13 protein-coding genes are annotated in these 19,256 nt (G+C 44.1%); 5 read left to right on the top strand and 8 right to left on the bottom strand.

Features of this window, described 5'->3' with window-relative positions; genetic code table 11:
* Positions 1 to 2: 2 nt before the first annotated feature.
* From NPE20_RS00515 to NPE20_RS00525, 3 genes are all read right to left on the bottom strand, one after another.
* Positions 3 to 2,390 carry a TonB-dependent receptor gene (locus NPE20_RS00515; RefSeq protein ID WP_256536631.1) on the bottom strand — a complete coding sequence of 796 codons (2,388 nt, stop codon included), beginning with the start codon at positions 2,388 to 2,390 and terminating at the stop codon, positions 3 to 5.
* A 127-nt stretch (positions 2,391 to 2,517) separates the two neighbouring features.
* Positions 2,518 to 4,509 (bottom strand): HRDC domain-containing protein, encoded by a 1,992-nt coding sequence (locus NPE20_RS00520; RefSeq protein ID WP_256536632.1) that lies wholly within the window; start codon positions 4,507 to 4,509, stop codon positions 2,518 to 2,520.
* A gap of 157 nt (positions 4,510 to 4,666) precedes the next feature.
* Positions 4,667 to 5,458 carry a CHAD domain-containing protein gene (locus NPE20_RS00525; protein WP_256536633.1) on the bottom strand — a complete coding sequence of 264 codons (792 nt, stop codon included), beginning with the start codon at positions 5,456 to 5,458 and terminating at the stop codon, positions 4,667 to 4,669.
* Between the two features lie 117 nt (positions 5,459 to 5,575).
* On the opposite strand from NPE20_RS00525, the gene NPE20_RS00530 reads away from it, so the two are divergent.
* Positions 5,576 to 5,713, top strand: coding sequence for a hypothetical protein (locus tag NPE20_RS00530; protein ID WP_256536634.1), 138 nt, complete (start codon positions 5,576 to 5,578; stop codon positions 5,711 to 5,713).
* Between the two features lie 21 nt (positions 5,714 to 5,734).
* Here the strand turns inward: NPE20_RS00530 and NPE20_RS00535 are convergent, their stop codons facing one another.
* From NPE20_RS00535 to NPE20_RS00550, 4 genes are all read right to left on the bottom strand, one after another.
* Complete coding sequence (locus NPE20_RS00535; RefSeq protein ID WP_256536635.1) at positions 5,735 to 6,862, bottom strand: TIGR03364 family FAD-dependent oxidoreductase; 1,128 nt, start codon at positions 6,860 to 6,862, stop codon at positions 5,735 to 5,737.
* Positions 6,859 to 8,169 carry a DUF5690 family protein gene (locus NPE20_RS00540; RefSeq protein ID WP_256536636.1) on the bottom strand — a complete coding sequence of 437 codons (1,311 nt, stop codon included), beginning with the start codon at positions 8,167 to 8,169 and terminating at the stop codon, positions 6,859 to 6,861. Before NPE20_RS00540 ends, NPE20_RS00535 begins: the two co-directional genes overlap by 4 nt.
* A gap of 6 nt (positions 8,170 to 8,175) precedes the next feature.
* Positions 8,176 to 8,859, bottom strand: a complete 684-nt coding sequence (locus tag NPE20_RS00545; RefSeq protein ID WP_256536637.1) for an HAD hydrolase-like protein — start codon at positions 8,857 to 8,859, stop codon at positions 8,176 to 8,178.
* Between the two features lie 78 nt (positions 8,860 to 8,937).
* Entirely contained in the window at positions 8,938 to 9,513 is a 576-nt protein-coding gene (locus NPE20_RS00550) for a helix-turn-helix domain-containing protein (protein ID WP_256536638.1), read from the bottom strand.
* Between the two features lie 153 nt (positions 9,514 to 9,666).
* On the opposite strand from NPE20_RS00550, the gene NPE20_RS00555 reads away from it, so the two are divergent.
* The 4 genes from NPE20_RS00555 (at position 9,667) to NPE20_RS00570 (ending at position 16,472) form a co-directional block, all read left to right on the top strand.
* Positions 9,667 to 10,248 (top strand): phosphonate degradation HD-domain oxygenase, encoded by a 582-nt coding sequence (locus NPE20_RS00555; protein WP_256536639.1) that lies wholly within the window; start codon positions 9,667 to 9,669, stop codon positions 10,246 to 10,248.
* A gap of 180 nt (positions 10,249 to 10,428) precedes the next feature.
* Positions 10,429 to 13,707 carry a SusC/RagA family TonB-linked outer membrane protein gene (locus NPE20_RS00560; protein WP_256536640.1) on the top strand — a complete coding sequence of 1,093 codons (3,279 nt, stop codon included), beginning with the start codon at positions 10,429 to 10,431 and terminating at the stop codon, positions 13,705 to 13,707.
* Positions 13,708 to 13,728: 21 nt separating this feature from the next.
* The gene (locus NPE20_RS00565) at positions 13,729 to 15,330 is read left to right on the top strand and encodes a SusD/RagB family nutrient-binding outer membrane lipoprotein (RefSeq protein WP_256536641.1); all 1,602 of its coding nucleotides are present in this window, start codon (positions 13,729 to 13,731) and stop codon (positions 15,328 to 15,330) included.
* Between the two features lie 53 nt (positions 15,331 to 15,383).
* Complete coding sequence (locus NPE20_RS00570) at positions 15,384 to 16,472, top strand: alkaline phosphatase family protein (protein WP_256536642.1); 1,089 nt, start codon at positions 15,384 to 15,386, stop codon at positions 16,470 to 16,472.
* Positions 16,473 to 16,817: 345 nt separating this feature from the next.
* On the opposite strand, the gene NPE20_RS00575 is transcribed toward NPE20_RS00570, so the two are convergent.
* Positions 16,818 to 19,163 (bottom strand): PAS domain S-box protein, encoded by a 2,346-nt coding sequence (locus NPE20_RS00575; protein ID WP_256536643.1) that lies wholly within the window; start codon positions 19,161 to 19,163, stop codon positions 16,818 to 16,820.
* Positions 19,164 to 19,256 lie beyond the last annotated feature (93 nt).

A 19,256-nucleotide genomic window follows, 5' to 3' on the forward strand; every position in this document is an offset into this window, starting at 1 on the left:
AGTTAAAAGTTATAGGAAAGGTTTAAGCTCATGGTTGCACCGTTGCCACGTACATACTCGGCATCAATTGCACGATATTGGCTTACCACAGGGTAGTACGAATTATTTAGCAAGTTCTCTACACCCAGGCCAGCCGACCATTTGGTGTTAAACCGGTAACCTGCCGATAGGTTGAAAAGGCTCACCGGTTTAACAGGGCCCTCGCTGTTGGCATATAAGCCGGTAGAGCGAACATCAAAACGGTCGCGGCTGCCAGTGTATACCCAGAACAACTTCACATCAAGCGAGCTCAAAGGCCGATAACCCAGGTAAGCGGTTGCTTTTGGGGGCGCAATGCGCAGTCCATTCATATAAACCCTGGTGCCGGTTGCCTGTTCAGATTTGCCTTCCACAAAGGAATAACTTCCGCCCAACGTCCATTGCTTGCTGAAATATATATCAGCAGCGATCTCGTAGCCATGAATTCTTTCCGGTTCGCGCTGAGCTACCAGGAAACCACCTTCGTCAACCAGGTTAGCGCCCAATTTGGAGGTACTGATATAATAAGAAGCCGTTAAGTTTACAATACCCAGCCTGCTGCTAAAACCAGCCTCATAGTTATTGGTGATGATCGGGTCGGTTGCAATGCTTTCCAGCGTCCCGCTCTTAGCACTTCGCAGTATACGGCCTAATTCGTTAATGGCAAACCCCTGCGAAAAGCTCACAAATGGGTTAAAAATATCATATTTGTTATAACGTAAACCGGCATTAAAGGTGGTAGACTTGTAAGGTATCTTACCACCTGTTACCGCAACACTGCCTTCGCCATTTGGCCCCTTCGCAATAGTGTTAAAATCTTGTACTTTAACATTAGCGTTTTCGTAGCGGATACCAGCCTTTAAAACAAAATTGGTCATCAGGTCAAGCTTCATTTGCGCGTACGGCGCCACATTAAGCATATTCATGTTCGGGATATATACCCTGCCATCTGTCAAGATCTGGTTGGTACGGTCATTCAGCAGGTCAAGCCCATAAGTTAGTTCTCCGTCACCAAAGTCGCCCATTTTCCATGGCGTGTTCAGCGTTAGGCGAACACCTTTTTTGAAGGACTGGATCTTTGTTTGTCCCGGGCCATACCAGGCTGTGCCCTGCGCCACATACCGGTTCATAGAAATAAAACCATTGTAATAGGCCGAAACATCGAGAGAACTGGATAAAGGCAAGGCGCTGTTATGATAAGAAAGCAATACGTTGTGGTTATAAGGTGTACCCGCAGCCTCTCCCGGATCTTCGCCTTTTTGACCAACAGAAGGCGTTACCCCATATTTGCCGGTTACATTAATATAATCGGTGTTCTGCACACTTCTGAATAAATTATATGAAGCTACTATCTCGCTATGTTCATTTGGCTTATAGGCCAGTTTTACAAAGGTATTGTACAATGAGTTTTCGCCAAGCCCATCAGCCTGGGCATTCACGTTTCCTTTGGCATCTTTTAGTACCCCGGTGTAATTATAAGTACCGCTAACTACGTAAGAAAATTTGTTTATCGTTCCTGAAAAAGTTTGCGAAAACCGGTATCCTAATGTATTTGAAGGATGAACCAGGTTTCCATTTAACCCAACGCTGGTTGTGCCACTGAACGTTTTATCTGCAACAGGTTTTTTTGTGATAAAGTTGATGATACCACCTGCAGAACCGTTACCGTAAATGGAGGTTGCCCCCTTAATAACTTCAACGCGCTCAATAACTGCTGGATCAAGTGTACGGATGTCTCGGCTCCCGTTCATAAGCGGTGTAGACTGCGGGATGCCATCGATAAGTACCAATACCTGGCGTCCGCGCAATGTTTGGCCTGCGTTGGTCGCCTTATTATTGGAGGTTCCTAATCCCGGAATAGTGTTTCCAAGGATGGCGGCAATAGAAGGGTTAACATTTAATTGTTCTTTGATAGCGCGCGCATTCAGGATCGTAACCGAAGACGGAACATCTTTCAGACTTTCCGGTTTTCTCCCGGCCGTAACAACGACTTCCGAAAGTGCATTTCCTGCCGGTAATACAAAAGAAACCTGGATAGTACTATCGGCAATAAGCTCCAACTCTTTTACCACGGTTTGATAACCTACCAGGCTAACGCTAATACGCTGGGTACCGGTAGGCAGCCCCTTGATCAAAAATTTACCCTGTTCGTCTGTAGGGCTGCTTTTGCTGCCATTAACCGTAACGGTGGCGTACTTCAGCGGTTGGCCTTCTGCATCATTTACTGTGCCTGTTAGTGCGGCCTTTGAATCTTTATTTTGCCCAAATGAGGTAGCAGGAGACAGGATCGTTAAAAATAATATAAATATCAGTAAGGATTTTAATGGATTATAGATGCTCTCAGAATCGGCTTGCAGTAAAGAATTGCGCATAAATGACGTAAAGGTTAAATCTGCGGCAAAGGTAATCTTATTAAGACTAATTACAAATAGAGATAAGGATTAATATGAATTAGGTATAATATCATCTCTCTTTCCTGTTATCGCAGGAAAAAGGAATTTAAAATAGACTAGCTTGTTCAGTTCCCGATCCATTAATATCTTGTTGATAAGCGCGTATCAGTCCAATAAGTCCGGCGCCGTATTGCCCGGCTTTATGCTGGCCCACGCCTTTGATGGCTCCCAGTGCTTTTAAGGTAGCCGGTAGTTTTTCCGCAATAATAGCTGCCGCTCTTTCCGAAAGTACCATGCCCGGCATAACCTTCTCTTTGGCAGCCGTCTCTTCACGCCAACCAAGTAACTGCTCATACAGCTTTTCGTTTGGAATAGCATTCAAGGCTTTTAGATATGAACGGTTATAACTGTTCAACTTATTTTTGCTGAGCGCTATATAAGCGGTCGTAGTAAAGGGATTAACTGCAAAATGTTCCAGCAGGCTGATACGATTCATTAGCCAAATGATGAGCTGATCTGCTTTAGCAGCTTTATCTTTAGATTGATTGATCAACAAAGGTAATTGCAGGTGCAGGGTTTCAGTGGTTGTTTTGAGTTTTTCCAAGAAATAAGTGGCGGCTTGTTGGCTGCGTTCAGGGTTCAACTGTTTCCTGAATTTTGCAGCCACGTCCAAAATATCTTTTTTCAGGTCAGGCAGGATTGTGTCAAAACCTGCCAGTTTTACCTGCATTGGTGTAAAGTTAAAAAGTTCAGTCATCAGGAACTGCTGGTATAGTTGCCGGTCACGTTCCAGGCTTTTGGCATTGGGTTGTATAGCTTTGGCCTGTTCGTTAAAACGTGCAACAGCCGGGTCACCGATGATGTTGTGGGAGGCGATGGGATTGCGCAATACCATCCCTGACAAGCTACGGCAGCGGCTGAGTGCTACATATGCCTGCCCGTGGGCAAATGACTCCGAAACGTCAATGATAGCCTTATCAAAACTTAAGCCCTGGCTTTTATGGATAGTGATGGCCCAGGCCAGTTTTAAAGGTATCTGCGCAAAGCTTCCGGCGTTGGTTTCATTTATCGCTTCGCCCTCCAGTTGGTACTTCACGTTACTCCATTCCAGGGCTTCAACAATAAGTTCTTTGTCTTCCCGGTCGCATTGCACATACACGGTTTGAGCCTCCATACGGGTGATGGTGCCTATCTTGCCGTTATAAAACAATTTTTCTGCAGAACTATCATTTTTAACGAACATAACCTGCGCGCCAACCTTTAGCTTGAGGCTGGTTTCGGTTGGGTAAGCATCCTTAGGGAATTCCCCGCGGATGGTTGCTGTAAACTCCTGTTCTTGCCCCGGTAGTGCTTCCAGCCATTCGGTATTTATTTGTTGCGCGATGTTATTATGGGTAGTAAGCGTTATATAAGGGTCGTTGTTATCAGGTCTGAAGGCGGGCACATACCTTGCATTTAAAATTTCAAGGCTGGGTGCGCTGATGGTTTGGTTGCGTACTTCGTTCAGAATATCAACGAAAGCCTGTTCCTTTTGCCGGAACACGTGGTCAAGTTCGATACGTACATAGGGCGCCTTTTGCATTACCAGGCTGCTGAAGAAATAGGGTGTGGTATAATAGGGGCGTAGAACACCCCATTCCTCCTCACGGATGATAGGGCTGAGTTGGGAAAGATCGCCAATGAGCAATAGTTGCACACCTCCAAAGGGATAGTCAGTACCCTTAATATTCCGTAAAATCAAATCGATCTGGTCCATCACATCGGGCCTCACCATACTGATCTCGTCAATGATCAATAATTCTAAAGTAGCCAGCAGCTCTTTCTTTTCCTGGCTGTAATGAACCTCAGGACGGTCGGTACCTGCCGGGATGATAGGCCCGAAAGGTAGCTGAAAAAAGGAATGGATGGTCATGCCTCCCGCATTGATCGCTGCTACACCGGTAGGTGCAATTACCGCGAGTTTCTTTTTACTTTCCTGCCGGATCTTTTGTAAAAACGTAGTTTTACCGGTACCTGCTTTACCGGTCAGGAAAACTACAGTATTAGTGGATTCTAAATAATCATAGGCCAGTTGTATGGCCGGGTTCAACTCACTCATCTCTTTTGCAATATTACAAGGATCATTTAAAATTACGGCCTTTGTGGAAAACACTTTATGGCGATGCCTGATGTCGGGGTATGGCGCGGCAGGCAATTGTATAGAAGGAAGAAATAAATCAAACGGGAATTTCTGTTCAAATTCTAATGCCCACGATTTAATCGATCTGGCCCAGCGGCAGATCCACCACTGTAGTTGCCCGGTTATAAAAATCTTTGATCAAGCCGCTGATCTTTCTTTTCAGCTGCTTTAGCTCTTTTTTTATAGATTCGACCACCGAGGCAGAACCTTCTTCCTCATTTGAGAAGAGTTCGATTGCTACCTGCTTGTCGTGCCAATCTCCTATAGCGGTCTGCACCTGTTCAAGATAATCTTCGTTAACGGCAAGATTGAGCACGGGTTTAACCATCGAGTAATTGTAGATGAGCATTTTGATTTGCTTGCGGCAATCATGCAGTGAAGCCTCTGGGCGTTGCGATTGAAGGCAAAGCGCGATCTTTTCCAACTGCTGCCGATAATACATTGATAGGTGGACATTGCTGAACTGTGGGATCGCTTTTTTAAGTCTCCTTCTCGTGTTACGTATTCTGGCCAGGTGTTTAGTGGATGCGGACTGGAATTGGGCTGTCGACTCTTTCATTAATCGGTACTGCCCGCGCATAAAGGCCGTAGGCTCTTGCTGATATTCTTTACTTAGCTCATGTGTGATATAGGCATTCCTGATTACGCCGGCAGCTTTAAAGATTTTGCGCACGGGTTTTAGTTGTTTTTCCAGATTGTGACCATTTTCTCCACTGTCTGCCAGCACCAGGAATGCCCGTAGCCTTTTTACCTGCACGCGGAAATGGTGCAACGCCTCTTGTTTACCTTTTTTGTCAAACGTCTTTAAATCAGTTTTGAGTTTGGCCCACTCATGTCTGAAATAGTTCAATTGATCTTTCTTTTTCATCGCTTAAACAGAACAAGGGATAGTACTTTTGGTTTGCCGGCACCGGGAACTGCCTTTTACGCAATGGGGGATTGCACTTAACTTAGATCAACGGGGGAAGTGAGGTGCTAAAATTCTTTGACGCGCGAACACCCTGCCGATATCGAACACGCGCTTATATCGGTTAAAGATATGCCATCAACGTTTTATAAGGTTGTTGCCGAAAATGAGTTTAACACGCTTAGCAGGTGGATTGTGCCCGAAACTAAAAAGTAATTATGTATTGCAGCGCGGTGGTTAAAATCGCGCTGCAATTATTTGCTCGCAAAGGCCGAATGATAATGTCATTCCATTACCGCCAAGGCCATTTATAATGGTTACACCGGGTTCTGCATCTACAATCAATTCGGTTTGGCCGGTAGTCATTTTGGCGTAGGTGCCATTCCAGGTTTGTATTACGCGGGTATCCTTAAAACTGGAGAAAGTTTGCAGGTATTTTAAGATCATTTGGTTGATGAAATCTTTATCGAAAGGATCATGCACCAGGCCGTATTCGTGCGAATCGCCAACGGTAATTTCGCCGGTATGGTTCTGCGCCGCCATTACATGGATTCCCCATTTTAAATATTCAGCATATTCTTCTTCGTAGCGTTTGCGAAGGGCAGGTAGGGCAAGTGCCGTTTGAAAGCCCGGGTAATGGATCATGCTTAAACTACCGCAAAGCGCGGGGCCAATGCGCCAGTTATTGGGTTGCGCGGCCAGGCGCATCATCTGCAATTTACATTTGGTGATCTCAAAAGAGGTGAACAGTTCCGGATAAAGGGTTTCAAACTCTGCACCACTGCAAATAAATATCCTGTCGGCATGGAATTGTTTGCTGCCAGATGTTACGGTAGACGTGGTAACATGGCTAATGGCTGTATTCCAGTAAAAAGTTACTCCGTGTTTTTCTGCTAAATATTTTGCTACAGCAGCAATCGCCGCACGCGCTTCAACAATCATTTCGGTGCCGCTCCACAATGCGCCTTTAAGTCCGTCCGGATTTACACCCGCTGATCTTTCGAGGGCTTGTTGCGGAGTTAGCAAGGCACAATCGCGGTTGTTTTTACTAATATCAGCGTACTGTTCTATTACTTCCAACTCATCATTATGGTAAGCCAAATGCAGTGAGCCAACCTCATCATGCCAGATCCCGGCTTCGGCACAGATTTGTTTCCATATGCTGCGCGATAGCATGGCGCGCTCAAATAGTGGCCCGGTTGGCTGCCCTATAGGCCAAACCATCCCAAAATTGCGAATAGATGCGCCAACAGCACGCTCGTTACGCTCAAATACGCTTACGCTGTAGCCACGGATTGCCAGGGCCCGGGCCGTTGCCAGCCCAACAATGCCTGCACCAATTACAATGGCTGATGGTTTCCTCATATGGTAGAAAATTTTAATTCGCTTTCTTTAACAGTTTTTTTGCGTGCCGATTGTAAAAAATATATCAACGACAGAATGCCGCAAATTCCGCCTACGATAGCTACGATCATTACACCTTCTTTAAAAAATGCATCCCAGCTAATATTGGGCCTGCCCAGTTCTTTTATCAGTAATATACTCACGCTGCCCAGATAACCCATAGAGTCGGCCACATACATTACAAAACCTACGTTGCCTTTGTAATGGAAGGTGGCTATCATCCGCTCAAAAAATATAGCGTTGTAAGGTACGTAACCCAGGTAAAGGCCAAGGCCGGCCATTGTCATCCAACTAACCGGGCTTATCATTTTTAGCGAAAACATAACTGTTGATGCCCCAACCAATACACAACCGCCAATGATCATTATATGTATAACGCTAAACGCTTTAAGGTTTTTGCGAATGAGGATAAGCAAACTCATGGCAACCAAAACTATGATGGATATTTGAGTATCTATTTTGGTGTAAATTGTGCGGTCTTTAATACCCAGGCTGTTCCAGATCTCTACCTCAAAATTATCGCGGATATCGCGCATTATGGTTAGCAGTACGTAAATGATAAGCGTAAGGACAATGCCCGGTAAAAAGCGGATGATAAAGTGTTTACGCTCATCAGCGTTCATGGGTAGGCGCTCGGTGCGTAATAATTTATCTTCGATTGTTTGCGGGGGCATCAGCTCCAGCATCAGCACAAAAAGCATGAGGGGGATGGCGAACAAAACGCCCGTTAAAAACGGCATATTATATTCGCTAACATGGTATACATGTATCAGTGTTTGCCCAATGGTTTTCACAAATCCCGAACCAAATATCAGGCTGATAGAGAGTACAGCGGCCATAAACTCAGTAGAGCGACGGCCTTCCAGGTAACCAAATACCAAACCCCATATTAACCCAAGCGGGAAGCCGTTCACAAATAGGAAAACGATATTATAAGGCGCGGGCACAATAGCAAAACCTAATAATGCCAGCCATGATATCCCTACCAGAACAAGGATAGTTAAACCACGTTTTTTTCCTTTAACCTCGGCTATAAAACGGATGCCGTAAAATTTACTTAGCGTATAACCCACTATTTGCGCAATAACCAGCCATACCTTATAATCTACATGTAAGTATTGCTGGCCCGGATAAGTGCCCGCTGCAAATGCTTTACGAAAAGCATACATAGATGTGTAAGCCCCAAAGGCCGATAGGGCAGCCAACACAGAAATAAGCGCGTAAGGCCATTTAGCTACCTGTGCCTTCAGTTGGTGGGTTAAAGCCATGGCAGGTTAGTTAATGATGTTTATAACATCAGCTATATCATCAATGATATGGGTAGGGTTGTAGGGCTCCAGCTCGGCGCGGGTGAAAGCCCCTGTGGTTACTGCTATTACATATTTACAGCCGGCGTTTTGGCCCTCGCGGATATCTACTTCGGTATCGCCAACCTTGGCTACCTGCTGCGGGTCTGTTATATCCGCGAGTTTCATTAACTGGTTGATCATGGAGGGAGCGGGGCGACCCTCGTCCACCTCGTCAGATCCTATCAGATAGTCTATCAGTCCTTTTTCGCACCACTGTAAACGCTGTATAATTGTTTGTGCTATGTCTTTAGAAAAACCTGTATTGATGCCAATTTTAATACCCGAATATTTTAATGCAGCCAGGGTGGCTTCGGCATTGGGCAGGGCTTCTAAAACTGGTGCAGTTTGATAATATCGGATCATCAGGTCTATAAATTCCTGGTGGATCTGGTGTATAAGCTGTGGGGTTATTTTAGTTACATCAGGCTCGTGTTGATGTAACATTTTGGTAATGGCGATACTTTTTTCGTATCCCATTAAAGGGTTAACATCTGCTACAGTTACGTGGTAACCGTATTTTTTCATCGCTGTGCTAAACGTGTCAGCTACTTTATTTTCATCTTTGACCGTGGTGCCGGCCATATCAAACACAACAAGTTTAATAGACATTGCTAAATATTTCAGTTTAGCAATAGTAAACTTTGTTTATTAATTATAAACTAACGTAGTGTTAAGATATGTTTAAGTTTAGTTAGGGGCTTCAAAGAAATAAATAACCAGCATACGTGCCATTTCATTCCCGATATTTTTTGGCGTGTGTGGTATTCGTCCATCAAAAAGCATAGAGTCTCCTTGATTTAGCGTATACGTAGTATCATCAAATTCGTACTCTATAGTTCCGTTTAAAATATATTTATACTCATAGGCCTCAGTTTCAACTTTCGGCCGGTTTGCGTCGGGTTCCAGCTCCAGTATTACAATGTCAACTGTAGAGTGTTTTATAGACTGGGTAAAAATGCGATGGTAATGAAAACCCTCTGCGTGCTCTTTTTCAAAATGATGGTACTCGGCCTGTCTGCGTATAATAAGCGGAAATTTTTTGCCGGCGTCTATATCTTTGAAAAACACGTTCAGATCTATCTCTAATGCCTTAATAATATCAATTAAAACAATGAGGGAGGGTACAGTACGGCTATTTTCTATTTGAGAAATAAGCCCCTTACTTACGTTTGCACGTGAGGCCAGTTCCTGTACGGTTATATTTTTTTCGCGGCGTTTCTCTTTAATCCGGTTACTGATCTGGATCAGTACATCATCTTCCATTTGTATTTAACATTTGTTGAATGGCGGTTAAAGTAGATAATAAATTTAAACATGGCAAGGCATTTTAGCTTATTTAACATCTTGCAAATTATATGATGCTAATTTAATCTTAGAATAATATTAGGCTGCTTTATTTGCTATAAACAATGTATAATGACCCCACTTGCGTCTACTCCCGAAGAAATTGTGAACGAAGTGTTTGCTTTGTATGAACAACATGGCGACGAAGATTATATCGGCGAGCCGGTATCTCAACTCGAGCATATGTCGCAGGCGGCCATGCTTGCCCGGGCCGAGGGGTATGATGACGAAGTAGTGTTGGCCGCTTTTTTCCATGATATAGGCCACTTGTGTGCTGCCAGCGCCGAAGTTGGGAGTATGGATGGAATGGGTAATATAGATCATGAAAAACTTGGTGCCGATTATTTGTTAGACCGGGGTTTTTCGCCACGTTTGGCTAAGTTGGTTAATGGCCATGTTATTGCCAAACGCTACCTTACCTACAAACACCCCGAGTATTTTGAAAAGTTATCGCCGGCCAGCCGTGCAACCTTGAACTTTCAGGGCGGGGTGATGAGTGGAGCAGAAGCTGCCGAATTTGAACAAAACCCCGATGCCGATCTGATAATTAGAATGCGTTACTGGGACGACGCCGCTAAATTTCAAAACATGCCTGTTAACAATATAGCATATTTAAAAGAGATAGCTATTAAACACCTTTCGGGTAATTTATAGCTGTTTTTTAATGGGCATGTTAAATTCTTTTTATGAGCATGTATCTGTTTTGTTACAATTAGGTTGCTGCTTAATTTTAAATCAATAAAGGTTTAAAGTTTACTTAATCTAAACTTAGTTTACGAATAATAAACAAAGTTTAGTATTGCCAAATAATCTCTCACAAATTATTTAGCAGCAATGAAACAACTTTACCCCATTTTACAAAGGTTCGCACTTATCCTGGTGTGCTGCCTGTCGCCGATTATTTTGTTTGCCCAAACAAAAATAACCGGTACCGTAAACGACGAAACCAAACAGCCTTTACCGGGCGTTAGCGTAATGTTAAAAGGAACAAACCAGGGCACAACTACTGATGCTTACGGTCGTTTTATTATTACCGCAAGCCCGGGCCGGGTATTGGTATTTAAATTTTTAGGGTTCGCCCAGCAGGAAGCTACTATTGGTACAGGTAACACCATTATAGTAAACCTTACCGGTGATAATAAAACCCTTAACGAGGTTGTTGTAACAGCGTTGGGGGTTAAAAAAGAAACCCGCCGTGTTGGTTACGCGGTATCAACCGTAAGAGGCGAAGACCTTACCCTTGCCCGCGACCCAAACCCTATTACGGGTTTAATTGGTAAAGTGGCGGGTTTATCAGTAGGCCCATCGGCCGAGCTGCTTGGTGCACCAAACGTAGCGATACGTGGTAACAGTATCTCTTTATACGTAGTAGATGGTTTTCCTATCAACACCGATACTTATAACATTAGCCCGGATGATATTGAGACATATACTGTATTGAAAGGCCCTGCAGCGGCGGCGTTATATGGTAACCGCGCATCTTATGGTGCGATATTGATCACCACTAAGAAAGGCAACAAAAACAAAAAAGGCCTAACGGTTGATATAAACAGCAGTACTGTGGTTAATACAGGCTTTTTAGCATTCCCGCGTGTGCAGCACAAATACGGTGCGGGCGAAAACACCTTCTACGAGTTTGTTGATGGTAAAGGTGGTGCAAAAGGTGGTGTGGATGCTGATTATGACATTTGGGGCCCATACTTTAACGGCCAGCTTATAAAACAATATGATAGCCCTGTTATTGACGGCGTTCGTCAGGCAACACCTTATACCGCACGTGGCGCCAATAATCTGAACAATTTTTTACGTACAGGTTATCAAACCAACAATAACGTCGCTTTAAGCGCTAATGGCGATACGTATAATGTACGTTTTTCTGCTTCGCAGCAACACCAGAACAGCTACATACCAGAACAATATCTGGACATAGCCAATGCAAACATCTACGCTTCATTTAATCCAAACCCACGTTGGAAATTTGAAGGTAACGTAAACTTTAACCGCCAAACTACTGATAACTTCCCCGATGTGCAGTACGGCCCAAACAGCTTAATATACAACTTAGCTATCTGGACAGGTGCAGATTGGGATGTTAATGCACCCGATATTAAAGCGATATGGCAGCCGGGTAAAGAAGGTATCCAATCGCAATTTGCCGAATACACCCGCTATCACAACCCATGGTTTATGGTTAAAGAGTGGACACGCGGCCATTACAAAAATGATGTGTATGGTTACCTATCAGCAAACTTCAAGATCAATAATAATTTAAACGCTACGTTGCGTTCGCAGATTGATACCTATAATATCCTGCGTACCGAAAAGATGCCTTTCTCGGCCCACCCGTATGGCCGTGAAGGTAATGAAGGTGACTATCGCGAAGACAGGCGCGACCTGTTTGACAACAACACCGAGCTGATGTTGAACTACGATTATACTATCAAAAAATTCCTGAACTTATCTGGTTTGGTGGGGGGTAACATGCGTAACCTGTCGTACAAATCAAACTGGACATCTACCGATTATTTGAGCGTGCCTGAAGTGTATTCGTTCAGCAACTCTAAAAATGCGGTGCAGTCCACCAGCTTTAATTCGGATATGCGGGTGTTAAGCGCATACTATTCATTGGATGCAACTTTTGGTAAGTTCTTTACCCTGTCAAGTACCGGCCGTATCGATAAATCATCTGCGTTTCAGGTGCCTACCACTTATTACTATCCAAGCTTATCTGTAGCTACCGTAATATCTGATTATGTAACTCTCCCAAGCTTTATTACTTTCTTAAAAGGCAGAGCGTCATTTTCCAACATTCGTTCAGATGCCACCTCTACAACAATTGGCCCTGCTCCGTTCAGCTCAATCACCGTATTTGGTGGTGGTACCGGCCCGTCATTGTTTAATAATCCGTTAGGTTACGGTACAACCTATGCATCACCATATAATGGCCCTGATTACTCACTAAATTCCACTTACAACACCAGTAAACCCTACAACAGCCAGGCAGCAGGTTACGCTTCAGATTATTTATACCAAAACGGTATCAAAACATCGACCCGTGTAAATTATGAGGAAGGCTTTGATATCAAGTTCCTGCAAAACCGTATAGGGTTTAGCGGTACGGCTTTCCAATATATTGATGGGCCAAGGATATTACCTAACGCCATATCAACCGCAACAGGTTACACAGTTGAATATATCAACGCCCTTAAAACCAAAAAGACTGGTTATGAAGGTTCGTTAAGCGGCGCTATACTGCAAAACCCAAAGGGCTTTAGCTGGAATATATTAGTGAATATTTCAACCTACAAAGAAATTTATAAAGAGTTACCTGCAGATCAGGATGTTTATGCTACTTTCTTTAAAGCAGGTGACCGTACCGACAAATTATACGGCACAGCTTTCGTAAGGACACCTGATGGCAAAATAATAAATGATGCTGCCGGTAAACCGTTAACTAACCCTGTATTACAATTTTTAGGTAACGAAACCGCTAAGTACAGCTGGAGCATCTACAACAAATTTCAGTATAAAAGCTTTAGCCTGGGTGTGCAGTTAGATGGTTCTGTTGGTGGTGTTATTGTTGATTATATGCACAACAAAACCATGCGAGGTGGCGCTAACGCCGAAACTGCTGAAGGTGCACTTGGTGCAGCCCGCTTCAAAGACTGGTCTAACTTTGGTAAAACCGGTTACAATGGTTCATACGTTGGCGAAGGTGTAATTGTATCTAACAATACCGCCATCAACTACGATTCAAACACCGGTGCTGTATTAAACTACAACCAGTTAAAATATGCGCCAAATACACAGGTTGCCTTTGTGCAGGATTACGTAAGTAAATACTACAACGTTGATGAAGCCAACCTGATGAGCAAAACTTTTACCAAGCTTCGCGAGGTAACGTTTGGTTTCGAGTTCCCTAAAACAATGCTTCAAAAAACATTTATCCAGAAGGCTTCGGTTTCTGTTTATGGCCGTAACCTGCTGTATTTCTACAAGGATAAACGCTTTAAGGATGTTGACCTTGACCAATATAACTACGCTACCGCTTCAACAGGTTTGCAATCGCCAACCGTACGTAGCTATGGCCTTAACTTAAACGTATCATTCTAACATTTGATAAGCACATTAATCATGAAAAAGATATTTAAAATATATGTATTGCCGGTAGTTATGCTACTGTCGGTAACGGGCTGTAAAAAGAGTTTTGACGAACTCTCGGTAAACAACAATAAACCTGTTAATGTACCTGCGTCGTTATTATTTAACGGTATACTAAACAATATGGCAGATCTGCCTGAAAGCCAAAAGGAGATTTACAGCCAGTACTACCTTTATAACTATGATTATTACGGGAACAACCGTTATGATCTGGGCAGCGGCGACGATTATTACACCACGTTAAAAAACGTTCTGCTTATGGAGAAACAAGCCGCTGCAACCGGTGGCGCTGCTATTAACCCGTACGAAGCTTTGGGTAAGTTTTTCAAGGCATACTTTTTTAGCAAAATGAGTTTGGAAATGGGCGATATCCCAATGACCGAAGCTTTGAAAGGCCTGGACAACCTGGAGCCAAAATATGACACCCAAAAAGCGGTGATGCTACAATCGTTAGAATGGTTAGACAGCGCTAACGATGACCTTGACCAGTTAATTAAAAAACCAAATGACTTTGGTACAGGCGCCGGTGCTGTTTTAAGTAATGACATTTACTTTAATAACGATCTTACCAAATGGCAAAAAGCGGTTAACGCTTTACAGATACGCCTGTTGGTACAGTTAAGCAAAAAAACAGCAGACCCGGACCTGAAAGTTGCAACTCGTTTTGCAAGAATTATTAATACGCCGGCCAAATACCCATTAATGACAGGAACTGCTGATAACCTGCAGTATGTGTTTGTATCGCCAAATAACTATTATCCGCAAAACCCCAATAATTTTGGGCAAAGTGGTTCACGTAAAAATACATCGGCAACTTACATTAGCCTGTTAACCAGGTTAAAAGACCCACGTGTATTTGTAACTGCAGAGCCAGCCCGCGACCTGGTTGACAACGCTAAACAAAGCCCCACTGATTTTGCATCATTTGTTGGTGCCGATGCGGGGCTTGATCTGGGTGTGATGTACAATAATGCAGGTTTGCAAAAATACTCGTTCATTAATCGGAGATACTTTTACTCAACTTACACCGGCGAGCCAAGTGTACAAATTGGCTACCCAGAGTTAATGTTTAATATAGCGGAAGGTATAAGTCGCGGTTGGGCTCCCGGCGCTAATGCGGAAACCTATTACCAGGCAGGTATCAAAGCATCTATGGCTTCATATGGTATCCCTGAAACAGGCATCTTCTTAGCTCACTTTTACCGCCCCGGTTCAACCGATGTTAAAAATGCTGCCAATTATGACGACTATAGTGTTACCGCCAACTTTAATACCTATTACAATCAGGCCGGTGTAAAGTACACTGCTGATGCTACGGGTATAACCCATATACTCGAGCAAAAGTATATCGCTTTGTTCAGGCATTCGGGCTTAGAGTCGTACTTTACCTATCGCCGTACAGGTGTTCCGGTATTTACTACAGGCCCGGGCACAGGTAATGGTAGCCGTATAGCCACCCGCTTTAAATACCCGTCAGTAGAGCGTACATCAAATAGTAAAAACTACCAGGATGCATTGGCCAGCCAGTATGGCGGTAACGATGACATCAATGGCGTTATGTGGGTACTAAAATAAAAAATGATATAAGCAGGGCCGTGAGGCCCTGTTTTGTTTTATACAAAATATCTATGAAAAAAATATTTATTACTGTTACCTGCGTACTGTTGCTTACTTATTCATTCGCGCAGCATAAAACCAAAAACCTGATCATTGTAACGCTCGATGGCATGCGCTGGCAGGAGGTATATCGCGGCGCTGATTCGGCCATGATCAACTCCAAATACACTACAGACAAGGATGAAGTACGTAAAAAATATTGGGTGCGATCAGTCGGGGAGCGCCGTAAATTATTGTTCCCGTTCTTATGGTCAGTAATAAGCAAGCAAGGGCAGCTCTATGGTAACCGCGACGCGGGTAATAAGGATGAGCTGGCTAACCTGTACCGGTTTTCGTACCCGGGCTATAATGAGATCTTCACTGGTTTCCCGGATGCAAGGATGAATACCAACGATCCTATTACTAACCCTAATATGAATGTGCTGGAGTATATCAACAAGCAAAAGGGTTTTGAGGGTAAGGTTATCGCATTTTCATCATGGGAACGCTTTCCGCAGATCCTGAATGTGAACCGTTCGGGCTTACCGGTGTATTCTGGTTATGCCGATCTGAAAAACCCGGATGCCAACGCACGTTTAAAGTATCTGAACGAACTGCAGCACAATGTACCGCCTTACCTGGGCGATTCTACCCGTTTAGATTTTATTACCTACGAGTATAGCAAGGAATACATCAGGCAATACAAACCACGTGTTTTATACATGGCATTTGATGAAACTGATGATATGGCACATGCCGGTAATTACAAATTTTACCTGGACAGGGCTAAACAGGAAGATGGATATATCAAATCTATATGGGATATGATCCAGGCCGATCCGTTCTATAAAAATAACACAACCCTTTTAATTACCTGCGACCACGGCAGGGGAGATGAGCCTATGGATAAATGGCGAGATCACGGTGCCGATGTAAAAGGTTCTGAAAATACCTGGTTTGCGGTGATTGGGCCGGATACAGCGCCAACCGGCGAGGTTAAAACACCAACTGTTACCTACCACAAGCAATTGGCGCAAACTATAGCGCAATTACTCGGGTTTGATTTTAAGGCTAATGCCGGCCACGAAGTTGGTGATGCTATTAAAACAGTAATAAAATAATTGTTAAACAAATTGCCTTTGAAACAAAGCAAAGTAGGGGGGCTGGATGGCAGCATTAACAAAAGGTTCGATCCCTTTCCCTACATCTATATTATATAATTTATGATAGAGATCAGTTATCCCATTGCGGGTATCTTTGTATTGGTTGCTTTTTGCCTTCTTATCTGGTTCATTCAAAGAGATAAAAATAGATTAAGAAAAATACTGCCCGGCCATAAACTCCATCGTAAACATATGAAGAAAAATAAACTGCATATCTGATACAATATTGGGCATCGGGTGTTTAATCAGGCACTTCCGGGAAAGAGGAGATTGCTATGTTAGGTATTTTCATCTGCATCAACGTTAAGATGGGAGACTAAAATAAAAGGTCGATCCTTCTCCCGGTATGCTTTCGGCCCAAATCCGGCCGTTATGGTGCCGGATGATCTCGGCGCTTAAGTAAAGCCCGATACCGAAACCGGAAATATGCCGGGTATGGTTGCCTTCTACTCGGTAATAGCGGTCAAAGATCTTTGCCAGGTCATTCGGCTTAATACCCATCCCTTCATCATGTACACTAACCTGAACTTCGCCGTTCCTAACAGTGCAGTTCACCCCGATCACTTTTCCTTTCGGTGAATATTTGACGGCGTTACTGAGTAAATTGGAGATCACCGAACTGATTTTATCCCGGTCGGCGAGTATATTCACCTTTTCGCAAGTATGAAGGTTGATCGCATGGCTGGTTACAGTGAGTTTCATCTCCTCGATCACCTCGGCGATCAGTTTATCCAACCCGAAGGGGCCTTTTTCGATCAGCAATTTGCCCGATTCCAGCCTGGAGATATTCAGGAAGCTATTGATCATGGTGGTCATTCGTTTCATTTGTATATTGGCTTTATTCATGGCGCCGGCAAGGAAGGCATCTTCGCTGAGCCGCAGTTTCTGGTTAGCCACCTGCAGGATAGCGTTCAGGGACGTTAATGGGGTTTTGAGTTCATGGCTTACCATCCCGATGAAATCGTTTTTGCGCACCTCATCCTGTTTTCTTTCCGAAATATCACGGGCGATTTTGGAGACACCGGTGATACGGCCTTCCTTGTCCCTTATCGGCGAAATGGTGAGCGACAGATCGACCAGTATGCCTTCACGTGTTCTGCGTTTTGTCTCAAAATGGTCCACGCGTTCGCCCTTTTTTAAACGGGCTATTAGTAGAGGCTCTTCTTCCTGACGATCTTCCGGAATTAGCCTAAAGATCGATTCACCGATCATTTCTTCCTGCGTATAACCGAAGATGCGTTCAGCACCCCGGTTCCAACTGGTAATGATACCGTCAAGTGTTTTACCGATAATGGCATCATCTGATGATTCAATAATGGCCGCCAGTTTGGCGCTTCTTTCTTCCCCTTTTTTAAGATCAGTAATATCCAGCGCAATGATCAGTCCGGCATAAACCTGTTCGGCTTCCGTCAGCAGGGGTACAAAATCCACCTGGTAATCGGTATCCCCGTCACCCTTGTGGTTGATGCGGAACTGTTCGCCGGCCAATACCCGCTCATAAAGCTCACGGCTGGCGGCATAACGTTCGGATGAGGTGACTTTAGCGAGATGTTTACCTACATGGTTGTGGGTATTGTAATTCAAACGTTCCAGCAGGTCGCCTTCTAGGGTCAGTACCTGATGATCATGCCCGATAACCATGACCAACGATCCGGGGATATGCTGTGCGATCGCACGGAACAAGCGTCCGCTCTTTTCCATTTGATCACGGGCCACCACAAGCTCTTCGTTGGTTGCCTGGTATTCTTCATTAGCCGAGGCCAGTTCTTCATTAATAGCGATCAATTCCTCGTTCAGGGCTTGGGTCTCTTCCTCGCTTTCCTGTAAAGCCCGGGTACGTAAGGCCACTTTTTCCTCCAGAACAACGTTCATGGCAGCTACTTCTTCCCGTGCTTCCGATAGTTCTTCATTGATCACGGTTAATTGCTCATTGGCCGCTGTGATCTCTTCATTTGCCGCCGTCAGTTCTTCATTAAAGGCAGCTGTTTCCTGTTCTTTTAGTGTAAGTTCCGCCTGGAGATGGTCCTTTTCCCTAATATCCCGGGTTACTTTTATGTAGGATAGTATGGAGATCAGCACGCCGAGCAGGATAGCCAGGACAATGAAAAGCGGAGCCATAATAGCATAACGGTTTAACGCAGCTATACGATCATTAAGCAATGCCTGTTCATCATTTTCAGCTTTATCTATGGCCTGTCGCAGGTCGTCCATGGTTGATTTGCCCGCCACAAGATCGGCAGAGGCGATCGCTTTACCCTGTTGTCTCATATTAACGAGCGATTGCAGTATCGTTAACCGCCGTTGTAAGATGAGCCGGATCGCCTGCATGTGTCGCTGCTGGGTAGGGTTATCCTGGGTTAATCCGGTAACTTCGTTGAGTAGGGCACCTGCCTGCCGGTATGCCTCATTGTATGGTTGAAGGAAAACTTTGCTGTTGGTGAGCAGATAGCCACGCTGGCCTGTTTCCGCATCCTTCATCACAGACATGGTCTTTTCAAGTTTTTGGATCACCAGGTTACTATGCGATACGGCCCGGTTGCTATCTAATAATTGTTGGACGGTCCGGTAAGAAATAAATCCTACAATTACCAACATGAATATGGAAATACCGTAACCAATCTGTAATGTACGGTTGAAGTTTAAACGCATTGGATGGCTGAAAATTAAAAACGGAAATTAATGAATTTCGATCAAATCAGAAAGACCGCATTTTTATTTAAACGTGCGGCCGGAAGTGTTTTC

The organism is Mucilaginibacter aquariorum (assembly GCF_024498135.1).
In the GTDB taxonomy this organism is placed as follows: Bacteria; Bacteroidota; Bacteroidia; order Sphingobacteriales; family Sphingobacteriaceae; genus Mucilaginibacter; species Mucilaginibacter aquariorum.

What these genes read in the sequence shown, in the direction of transcription:
- NPE20_RS00520 (WP_256536632.1), bottom strand. Translation starts at nt 4,509, where the DNA reads ATGAGTGAGTTGAACCCGGCCATACAACTGGCCTATGATTATTTAGAA.
- NPE20_RS00515 (WP_256536631.1), bottom strand. Translation starts at nt 2,390, where the DNA reads ATGCGCAATTCTTTACTGCAAGCCGATTCTGAGAGCATCTATAATCCA.
- NPE20_RS00540 (WP_256536636.1), bottom strand. Translation starts at nt 8,169, where the DNA reads ATGGCTTTAACCCACCAACTGAAGGCACAGGTAGCTAAATGGCCTTAC.
- NPE20_RS00545 (WP_256536637.1), bottom strand. Translation starts at nt 8,859, where the DNA reads ATGTCTATTAAACTTGTTGTGTTTGATATGGCCGGCACCACGGTCAAA.
- NPE20_RS00565 (WP_256536641.1), top strand. Translation starts at nt 13,729, where the DNA reads ATGAAAAAGATATTTAAAATATATGTATTGCCGGTAGTTATGCTACTG.
- NPE20_RS00525 (WP_256536633.1), bottom strand. Translation starts at nt 5,458, where the DNA reads ATGAAAAAGAAAGATCAATTGAACTATTTCAGACATGAGTGGGCCAAA.
- NPE20_RS00575 (WP_256536643.1), bottom strand. Translation starts at nt 19,163, where the DNA reads ATGCGTTTAAACTTCAACCGTACATTACAGATTGGTTACGGTATTTCC.
- NPE20_RS00560 (WP_256536640.1), top strand. Translation starts at nt 10,429, where the DNA reads ATGAAACAACTTTACCCCATTTTACAAAGGTTCGCACTTATCCTGGTG.
- NPE20_RS00555 (WP_256536639.1), top strand. Translation starts at nt 9,667, where the DNA reads ATGACCCCACTTGCGTCTACTCCCGAAGAAATTGTGAACGAAGTGTTT.
- NPE20_RS00570 (WP_256536642.1), top strand. Translation starts at nt 15,384, where the DNA reads ATGAAAAAAATATTTATTACTGTTACCTGCGTACTGTTGCTTACTTAT.
- NPE20_RS00535 (WP_256536635.1), bottom strand. Translation starts at nt 6,862, where the DNA reads ATGAGGAAACCATCAGCCATTGTAATTGGTGCAGGCATTGTTGGGCTG.
- NPE20_RS00550 (WP_256536638.1), bottom strand. Translation starts at nt 9,513, where the DNA reads ATGGAAGATGATGTACTGATCCAGATCAGTAACCGGATTAAAGAGAAA.